We start from the raw sequence: 2,981 nt of genomic DNA, 5'->3' as shown, positions 1-2,981 counted from the left end.
CGAACCCTGGCGGCCGGGGCCCGTCGACCCCTACGGGCCCGCCCGCATCCTGGTGTCCTCCGGCTCCGAGACCGAACCCAAGATGGTCGCCTACAGCCATCACGCCCTCGCCGGCGGCCGGGCCCGCTATGTCCGCACCCTGCACCCGGACCCCGCGGTGCCGGCCCGCCACCTCGTCCTCGTGCCGCTGGCCTCCTCCTTCGGCTCCCTCGGCACGCCGGTCACCCTCGCCGTCCTCGGCGGCACCCTGATCGTGCCCTCGCGGTTCGACCCGGCGGGCGCGCTCCGAATGATCGCCGAGCACCGCCCCACCCATCTGTTCGCGGTGCCCACCATGCTGCGCCGCATCGCCGACCTCCCGGCCCGACCGGGCGAGGACACCTCGTCGTTGCGCGCCGTCGTCTCCAGCGGCGCCGCCCTGCCACCGGCCGTCGCCGAGGCGTGCCGCCGCCGCTTCGGCCGCCCGGTGGTGACCGTCTACGGCTCCTCGGACGGCGTCAACTGCCATACGGCGGGGGAGAGCCGGCCCACCGGCGACAGCGTCGGCACCCCCGACCCCAAGGTGGCCCGCATCCGGATCACCGGCCCCGACGGAGGCCCGCTGCCCACCGGACAAAGCGGCCAGATCGAGGCACTGGGCCCGATGACACCCCTGTGCTACGTCAACTCGCCCGAGCTGAACGCCCGTTACCGCACCCCCGACGGCTGGGTGCGCACCGGCGACCTGGGCCGCCTGGACGAGCACGGCAGGCTGCACGTCCTGGGCCGGCTCAAGCGCATCGTCGTACGCGGCGGCCTCAACATCAGCCTCGCCGAGGTGGAACACGAACTGGGCGGCCATCCGTCCGTCGCCGAGGCGGTGTGCGTCCCGGTGCCCGACCCCGACCTCGGGGAACGCCTGTGCGCCTGCATCCGCCCGGCCCCCGGCACCCCCGCGCCCACGCCGGCCGACCTCACCGAACACCTGCTGTCCCGCGGCCTTGGCCGCCGCAAACACCCCGAACTCCTGCTGCTGGTCGACGAGATGCCGCTCGGCCCCACCGGCAAGATCTGCTACCGGACGCTGACCGCGTGGGCGGCCCGGCAGGAGAGGGACCGGTCCCTGGGGCCACGGTGATCGGGGCCTCGGCGATCGGGGGCGCGGTGGTCCGGGGCTCGGTGGCCGGTCGCGGCGCCGGGGACAGCGGGGCCCGTCGCCGACCTCGCGGATCCGGTCCGGCACGACCGGGAGCCCCGTACGCGTGCCGAGGGTCGCGACGGGAGAGTCGGCGGTACGACGCGCTGCCCGTGCGGGAACACGGACTGCTCGGGCGGGCCGAACCGGGCCGGGCGCCGGACTCCGAAGGTGCACATCGGCCCGTTCGGCCCGCCTGTCGGCGGGCGTGTCCCGGGGCCGCCGACCGCGCTCCCGGCCGGCGTCGGCGAGCCCGGCGACCCACGCGACCCCGTCGTCCACGGACCCGTCCGGAGGAAGCGGAATCTCCTCCGCGCCGTCCTCCGGCGCACGGACCCCCGGCACCCCGCGGCCCGCGCGTGGGCGGGACGACGCTCGGTGTGGGCGACCGCGGCGACGCCGGGCCGCCCGGGACACCGAGCGGCGGTGGATCACAGTGCCGAGGTCGTGCCCTCACCGGAGGCGCTGCCCGCGAGCCACTGGGGCCAGTCCAGGTTGAAGTCCGCGTAGCCGTTGTCGGGATCCGCCTTGGCACGGGACGAGCCGGTGATGGTGACCGGGTCGCCCTGCTTGACCTGGCCGTAGAACCATTTGGCGTCCGACAGGGACAGGTGCACGCAGCCGTGCGAGCCACGCGCGCTGCCGCCGCCCGGCGTGGGGTCGCCGGTCGAGTAGTGGACGTACGTACCGCTCTGGGTCAGGTGCACGTCCCAGGGCAGCGTGAGGTCGTAGTAGTTGGGGCTGCCCTTGTCACAGCTGATGCCGACGCTACAGGAGGTCATATGGACCTTCTCCTGCTTGTCGATGACGGCCATGATGCCGTTCCACGTCGGGTACTGGGGGCTGCCCGCGTTGATGGACAGGGTGCGCACCAGCTTGCCGTCGCGGGTCACCTTCATGGTGTGGCCGGTGACCGAGACATCCGCGCGGACGTCGTCGCCGATCGTGAAGGTGTGCGTGTAGTCGTGCACGCCGTAACGTCCGGCGCCGTTGCTGACCCCCTCCATGTCGGCGTCGATCTTCACCTTCGTGCCGGAGGGCCAGAAGGTCTTCGGTCGCCAGTCGGCGCGCTTGTCGCCGAACCAGTGCCAGGCGCCCGCCACCGGCTGCGAGGTGCTGACCTTCATGTGCTTCTCCACCGTGGCCCGTGCCTTGGCCGCCACGGGGTCGGTGAAGACCACCGAGATCGGCATGGCCACGCCCACCGTGGTGCCGCTCTGCGGGGTGATCGTGTCCAGCAGCATCGGCGGGCCCGCGGGCTTCGTCGGCGAAGCGGAGGCGCTCGGGGCCGACTTGCCCGGCGCCTTCGCGTCACCGCCGACCGTGTTGGAGCCATTGCCACTGCCGCCGCCGCAGGCGCTCGCCCCCATCAGCACGGCACCCGTGACCAGTGCGATCCCTATGCTGCCCTTGCGCCGTCCCACTGACTACCCCGCTCTCTCGTACCTTCGGCCCTGACGGGCCCGACTCCCTGGCAGACAAGGAGAAGGCGGACCTCAGTTGCGTGTCCCGCGCAAAGAGTGTCCCAAACTCCTGTGCGTCGCCGGACAGGGGAACGGGTCCCGGCGCCGTCCTCGTCGGTCCGCCGATCCCTGCCCCGGGCCGCGGCACGCCAACCGCCCCCGCGCACAGGGACGTTGGGCCCTACCACCGGAGCCCTTCGGCCTCCGGCGCCGGGCGGTTCCCGCCGGGAAAGTGGAGCCGTCAACGAAAACAGGACCTGGGCATGCCAGAGGGGACCACCATCATGGCCGTGCACGAGCACTCCCACCGCCACCCGGGCTCGCGTCTGTCGTTCCGGAACGAC

Annotated in this window: 2 protein-coding genes; one reads left to right on the top strand and one right to left on the bottom strand. The window is 73.3% G+C overall.

The genetic code is table 11. The annotated features are described in order from the left end of the window. On the top strand, positions 1-1,117 hold a 1,117-nt coding region (locus CCN72_RS36830), incomplete at its 5' end, for a class I adenylate-forming enzyme family protein (RefSeq protein WP_086812655.1). A 488-nt stretch (positions 1,118-1,605) separates the two neighbouring features. On the opposite strand, the gene CCN72_RS36825 is transcribed toward CCN72_RS36830, so the two are convergent. Continuing rightward, positions 1,606-2,544 (bottom strand): L,D-transpeptidase, encoded by a 939-nt coding sequence (locus CCN72_RS36825; protein WP_086812656.1) that lies wholly within the window; start codon positions 2,542-2,544, stop codon positions 1,606-1,608. Positions 2,545-2,981 lie beyond the last annotated feature (437 nt).

It is taken from the genome of Streptomyces murinus, from assembly GCF_002154555.1.
Taxonomy (GTDB): domain Bacteria; phylum Actinomycetota; class Actinomycetes; order Streptomycetales; family Streptomycetaceae; genus Streptomyces; species Streptomyces murinus.
The sequence above is the reverse complement of the archived record's forward strand: the minus strand, read 5'-3'. Positions and strand labels throughout refer to the sequence as shown.